The organism is Clostridium sp. (assembly GCF_040797585.1).
In the GTDB taxonomy this organism is placed as follows: domain Bacteria; phylum Bacillota; class Clostridia; order Clostridiales; family Clostridiaceae; genus Clostridium_Z.
Genome location: NZ_JBFNEO010000161.1, coordinates 1 through 6,746, shown reverse-complemented (window position 1 = coordinate 6,746; position 6,746 = coordinate 1). Strand labels below are relative to the sequence as shown.

General features: G+C 29.5%; 5 protein-coding genes. All 5 read right to left on the bottom strand.

Annotated features, from left to right (window positions below):
* Positions 1-161: 161 nt before the first annotated feature.
* Positions 162-3,803 carry a hemoblobin-interacting domain-containing protein gene (locus tag AB2369_RS10130; RefSeq protein ID WP_367666361.1) on the bottom strand — a complete coding sequence of 1,214 codons (3,642 nt, stop codon included), beginning with the start codon at positions 3,801-3,803 and terminating at the stop codon, positions 162-164.
* A 241-nt stretch (positions 3,804-4,044) separates the two neighbouring features.
* Positions 4,045-4,548 (bottom strand): hypothetical protein, encoded by a 504-nt coding sequence (locus AB2369_RS10125; RefSeq protein ID WP_367666360.1) that lies wholly within the window; start codon positions 4,546-4,548, stop codon positions 4,045-4,047.
* A 433-nt stretch (positions 4,549-4,981) separates the two neighbouring features.
* Positions 4,982-5,197 (bottom strand): hypothetical protein, encoded by a 216-nt coding sequence (locus AB2369_RS10120; protein WP_367666359.1) that lies wholly within the window; start codon positions 5,195-5,197, stop codon positions 4,982-4,984.
* 15 nt (positions 5,198-5,212) lie between these two features.
* A complete protein-coding gene (locus AB2369_RS10115; protein ID WP_367666358.1) occupies positions 5,213-5,785 on the bottom strand; it encodes a TetR/AcrR family transcriptional regulator in 573 nt (190 codons plus the stop codon).
* 238 nt (positions 5,786-6,023) lie between these two features.
* Positions 6,024-6,497, bottom strand: coding sequence for an SsrA-binding protein SmpB (smpB, locus tag AB2369_RS10110; protein WP_367666357.1), 474 nt, complete (start codon positions 6,495-6,497; stop codon positions 6,024-6,026).
* Positions 6,498-6,746 lie beyond the last annotated feature (249 nt).

Here is a 6,746-nt window from a genome sequence, read left to right as displayed (position 1 = left end):
AGTAGATCTTAAAGTAGCTTTTAACTACCTCTACTTAATAGGGTGATCTTTATTATTATTCCGCCACACCAAAACTCAACCTTTGAATACGTCTTAAATAATAGTAACTGGCGATTTAGTTTCAATTATCATGTAGTTTCTCTATATAAGGTTACTTATCCTTATTTTATTTCTTCAACTATATTAACCTTAAACTCTTTGTCCTTAAATCCCTTTGCTTTAAGAGTTATAGTATGCTCTCCTAAGCCTTTAAATGCCTCTTTACTTATTCTAACATTCCCTAAGAAATCTAGAGTACAAAGGTTTTTAAAGTCTATTTCTTCTCCATTGATTAAGATAGTTTCTACAGTATAATCATATCTCTTTACTGCATCTATTCGTACTTCCTCCCCTAAAACTAGCTCTTCTTTAAATAAAGATACATTAGGAGGAACTTCTTTTAAATTACTTTCTTCTATTTTAGGAGTTTCTTTTTCTTTATCTTCTTCCTTATTATTATCCCCTGGTTTTATTTCATCCTTAGGCTTTTCTTTATTATCTTCTATCTTTTTATTATTCTTAAAATTAACTTTGAACTCTTTATCTTTAAATCCTTCTGCCTTTAATACTAAAGTATATTCACCTTCCTTATTAAAGATGTCTTCATTAATTCTCATCATTCCAAGGAAGTCAAAGGAGCAATCCTTATTTATATCTATCTCCTTATTATTTACTAGAACCTTCTCCACCTTATAGCCAGAGCCTCTTGCATAGTCTACTCTTACCTTATCTCCTAGATTTATATTATCCATAAATAGAGACACATTAGAAGGTGCTTCTTTTAAGCCTTTATTATCTTCATCTTCCTTTTTTCCATCATCTATATTATCATCCTTAGGCTTTTCTGTAACATTTATGATGAATTCCTTATCAGCAAAGCCTTTAGCTTTTATAACTACAGAGTAGGTTCCTGGCTCCTTAAATAATTCTCCCTTAGTGTTAATATATAAGTCTCCAGCCATGGTTCTTTCACAATTATTCTTAATGTCTACTTCTTGTCCATTTACAGTGATCTTCTCCACATTAAATTCAAAGCCATAAGCATAATTTAATGTTAACTTCTCTCCTACCTTTATATCCTTTAATATAATGGATACCTTCTCTGGTATAGTTTTTCCTATTTCTTGAACAAAACTAACATTATTATATCCCTTAGCTTCTATTACTATATTGTTTAATCCATCCTTTAAAAGCCCTGATTTGAATATTATCTTACCCTTTTCTAAATGAACTTGTTTTAAGGAATGATTAACTCCATTTATTTTTATATTATTTACAGAGTTTCTCCAAGCCTCATCATCATTAAAGATTAATTCTATATCCTTGGATGCAATATTACCTTGGGTTATTCCCTCTATAATAGGACCATTTTTAAGCCTCATATTATTTTTAACATTAAACTTAATTTTTACCTTATTGTGATTCTTTGACCTTATAAATAATTCATTCTCCCCATCTTTTGTTATATTATGAGATTTTACTATAAATTTATTATATTTTATTTCAAAATCGCCTTCTTTAAGAGCTACCCCATTTAACTCACATTGAATTATATTTTCAAGCCAACTCTTTTGAGAGGTTTCTATAATAAAATCTTTTCCCTTAACTACTGTATCTTTAAAGATTAATTTATCAACTTCTATAGGATTTACTAAGTCTCCATTAATATCTCTAATTTTTAAAACTACTTCATAATCCTTATATCCTGTAGATTTTATTACTAACTTATGATCCCCAGGTGTAGTTATAGAGTTCTTTAAGAACTTAATTCCTGTTATCATAGGATCAAAATCCTTATTTTCTTCAAGAGGTTTTCCATCTAAGGTTACTGATTTTAAATTTACGCTCCAATCACTATCTTGAGTTTTCTGAGTCATTTGAATTACAAACTCTTCATTAACCTTTGGAGGATATGGTAATAGGAAGGTTGGATGATCTTTTTTAAGCTCTACCATAACATCCTCTGGTTCATAGCCACTTGCAAAAACTCTAACCTTAGATAATCCATTTCTTCTAAATACATTGGAGTCATATCTTAATATGATTCTTCCATCTTGTATTTTATATTCTATATCAGTACCAAGACTTCCACCACCTAAAGTAGGCAAAAGCTTTATACTATATATGGATTTTTCCCACTTCTCATTTTTATCAAAATCTAAATAGATATCTTGTCCAACTTCTCTTGATTCCGCCTTAAGCTTAGGTGCCTTAAGTATTTCCTTATTTTCTTCAACTACTTGAATAGCACTTATTTCACTTCTATCTTTTAATATGATTTTTATTTGAATCTTTCCTTTTTGGCCTTTTAAAAGCTCTGGAGTAATTATAAGTTTACCATCCTTTATATTGATCTTGTTAGAATTATATAGATACTTCCCAACATATATTTTTTTTATTTTTCCATTTAAGTCTTCACTATAGTTTTCTATAGGAAGTTCTAGGATGTCTCCATGAAAATTATTAGTAATATCAGGTACTAAACTTATCCCTTCTTTATTACCTCTATTTATAACTGTGGTTAAGGTTACGTTTTCATATTCTGGCTGATTATTTAAAGTTATACTATATACTCCTACTCCATCAAAGGTATCCTTTTTTATAACAAGGATATTCTCTTCCTTTGAATAATAGTAGTTATTATTATCTAAAGTCTTACCATTTATCACTACAGACTTAAGACTCTTAATATAATCCTCTGTAACCTTAGTTATTTTTATATCTTCACCTAATAAGTTACTACTCTTAACTTCTGGTTTAACTTTACCTTTATAGATAGGTTGATTAACATATATGGTTCTATACCCCTTAGATTTTATAGTAAGAGCATTGTTACCAAGCTCTAGTACATTACTATCTATTATAAGCTTGTCTTTTTCGACCTTAACATAATCTCCTATAAGTTTTTCTGGAAGGTTATTTCCTACTCTTATACTTTCTATGTTATTTGCCCAATCTTGATTTTCCTTAAATTTAAGCTCTACTTTATTTCCCTTAATATTATTTTTTAAGTCTGTATTTACCTTTGGAGAATCTTTTTTATTGACTTCCATTGGGTCCATTTGCTCTCCAAATCCTCCATCCTCTAATACATGTTTAACCTTATAAGGGTAATTTCTCTTTTTATAATCATTAGATTTTATATAGTCCTCAAAACTTAAATACTCATCATCATAAAAAGCATTATTTGCTTTTTCTAGATAATCCTCATAATCTACTAGAAAATCTAATACTCCCCTTTTCCCTATATGAGTTCTAGTTGTAGTATTGAATATATCTATTATTTTATTAGCTTCTGGTATATCATATCCTAAATCCTTTAAAATGAATGCATTGGATAGCATGTTAAAGTCAAATACCACATCAGCTGCCACAAATCCTCCAGATGCACCTGTTACTACGTCGCTTCCTCCACCCTCACCTTCTTTATTGCTTGCAGAGGATACTACATCTACAGATTTTGTACTTCTCTTAGGTCTAACTATTGCTTGAGTTTTAGCTGTAGATTTTTCTTTAATACCTGCTGTAGTGGTGGTACCTATCTTTCCCCCCACTTTATTATTTCCTGTAGTGGAAAACTCTGATCCACCTGGCATATATCTAATATTTCCATATTTATCATAGCTACCTTCATGAAAATCATAAATACTCATTTTTCTATATCCATATAGCTCTGTTGGGGCTGCCTTTGCATTTACTCCATATAAAAATGTAAGAGTTATACCTATAGCTAGAGCTTTTATATAACTAGATTTTCTTATCATATCCATTCTCCTTTCCTTTATTTTTCTACTGTGTTATAATTAATTTCCGAAATTTTATATTATCCCACTTGGGTGATTTTTTTATATAGCTCTTTAGTTATATAGAACGAGTCTTCCTTTAGATGAGGTTTTTTCCACCATCTTAAAGTTAGATGAGTTAATATAGAGCGTAGCAACTGTTATCCCCTATCTTTTAAGAGGACGAGGCTATTATAATTGGTAGCCATAAGATAAACTTTTTTTATCTATATCTAAGTGTAGTTGTATCTTCAACACTTCCCTTTACAACCTTTAATGTTCTTGAGTCTTTCTTTCCAAGTTCTATCTTTACTATAGTTCCTTCTTTATTTACCTTAGATGGTGTTACTTCTTCCCCATCTATATAGAATTTACAGTTATTAATATCTCCATCCTTAAGAACTATAACTCCATAGTAAACAAAATGAACTTCCATTATTCTAGATTTAGCCTTATTTATTATGTTACTACTTGCTACCTTAGTCTTTATAGTAGCTTTATTCTCTTCATTACTCCCTTTACTGCTGCTAGCATTTCCTCCATTATTCTCCCATGGATTAGATGGATTTGTTATAAGATTTAAAGAGTTATCATCACCTAAAGAAGTTTCAATAGGCTTAACTGTAACCGCAGTATCTCCACTATTATTTCCATTTAAGGCATATACACTTGTGGATACTGCCATTGCCACAATAAATGCAACAATTGCTATTACCTTTTTATTCATACCATTCCCTCCTTCTTTGATATATCTTATCAATTGATTTACGTTCTTAATATTAACATAATAAATAGATTCCGTTTACATTAAATGGGTTATATAGGTATTTTTTATAAATTTAAGAGTAAAATTAGTAAATTTATCTGTAAATTGAATAAATTGTTATCAGAACAGATGTTATGTGAAATCTTGTTTAGAGTAGATTATAAATATAATCTGTAGTAAGTTAATTGCATAATAATCAACACTGTTCTTATTAAAAGTATATATCCATAGACTTATTGCATAAAAGTTAGCCTATATCTTATTTTACATGGTAATTTAAGATACAAGCTAACTTTTACTTTCTTGTTATTAATAACTTTTACTTCTACTTCGCCATATAAAAATATTATGAATTAAAACCCATAAAAGAATTTGGAAGCTTCCAGAAATACTATCAATTTTTATTGTTAAAAAACGGTTCAGTTATATGAAATAAATAAATGCTACTTGCTAGCATAATCATTGAAATAACTATAACCATTGTGTTATTAAGGTTAAATATCTCAAGTTTATAGCCATTTCCCAAAATACCTGGCAATAGTCCTCTTATTAAATGCTGTGCTGGTAAAACCAATAATATCATTGCTAAAATTCTTAAAAATACTTTCATTTTTATTCCTCCAATTTATTCTAATTTTGTAGCTGACTCAAAGATTGTTTTTACCTCTCGGATAGCTTCATCTACATCCTTAATTTCGTCTTTTGCAATTGCAAGACTAGTAGAATCTATAATACTTCTAACGCATCTTGCCATAAATTCTGGTGAAAAATCTCTAAAAACTCTTTCAACCTCTTGACCATATTTAAATATTTCAATTAAAGGTTGGTATATGCTATTATCATCTTGTTTGAAGAGAATTTCCCCATCTTCTGTACGGCTGTTTAATACAATATCTACTATAGCTATTGTTTCTTTCTTATTTTCGCTTGAAAAATATAAACAGGACTCAATATAGCTTTTTAAAGTGTCGATGGAACCTTTATCAAGTCTTATATGTTTCTCCATATATCTAGCAACCTCCTCGTAATAGTTGACTACTACAGATTGCAATAAAGATTCTTTTGTGGGAAAATGGTAGGTTATAACCCCCTTGCTTACATTAATTTTATTTGCAACTTTCCCTACGGAAAAGTTTGAAAACCCTAAGTGCATAATCAATTCAATTGTGGCATCAATAATATGTTGTTTCCTATTCACCTTTTTACCTCCTTTTTAGTACGAACGTACTATATTATTAGTATAGTACGTTCGTACTAAAAAATCAACTTGTTTTGATGACTTTATTAAAAAGATAAAGTTATTTTTAATATATGTAACATCTGACTTGCTTAACTTTTCCTTAAATTCTTTTTTTAATCTTTGTTTATACACTTTCATATCTCCTAGTTATTTATTTTTGATAATAAAAATAAGGAACACCTAAGTTAGGTATTCCTTATCTATACTTATTTTTCATTTCTCTTTCTATGTCTCTCTTATGTGCCTTCTCAAGCATAGAGTCTCTCTTATCATAATTCTTCTTACCCTTAACTACTCCAAGGGCAACCTTTACTCTACCATTCTTTAAATATAAAGATAATGGTACTAAAGTATATCCTTCTTGAGCTGTTCTTCCAGTAAGCTGTGAAATTTGCTCCTTATGCATAAGCAGTCTTCTATCTCTTAAAGGATCTACATTAAATATATTTCCTTGCTCATAGGGACTTATATGCATATTTCTTATAAATAGTTCTCCATTTCTTATTTCACCATAAGAATCCTTTAAATTAGCCTTACCTGCTCTTATGGACTTTACTTCCGTTCCTACTAACTCTATTCCTGCCTCAAAGGCTTCTTCTACAAAATAGTCATGCCTTGCTTTTCTATTCTCAGCTAAAGTCTTATTATTCTTCTCTCCAGTTTTAGCCATACTCTCACCTCACAAACCTGATTGTCATATAAATAATAATAACATATTTATATTAACTTTGTTATAAAAATCCTAGACTTTATATTTAATCACCCTGATTATTAATGTTTTTATTCCGAGACAAACTTTTATAAAACCTCTATATAAATACTATTTCTTATATCATAATGTAGCCCTCGCTTATGCAAAGGTAGTAGATTTCAAAGAAAGAGAGCCCATATTTGTTTAATTATATACACTATTTTCAAG

Excerpts from the sequence above, each read along its gene's own strand:
- AB2369_RS10125 (WP_367666360.1), bottom strand. The coding sequence starts at position 4,548 with ATGAATAAAAAGGTAATAGCAATTGTTGCATTTATTGTGGCAATGGCA.
- AB2369_RS10120 (WP_367666359.1), bottom strand. The coding sequence starts at position 5,197 with ATGAAAGTATTTTTAAGAATTTTAGCAATGATATTATTGGTTTTACCA.
- AB2369_RS10130 (WP_367666361.1), bottom strand. The coding sequence starts at position 3,803 with ATGATAAGAAAATCTAGTTATATAAAAGCTCTAGCTATAGGTATAACT.
- smpB (WP_367666357.1), bottom strand. The coding sequence starts at position 6,497 with ATGGCTAAAACTGGAGAGAAGAATAATAAGACTTTAGCTGAGAATAGA.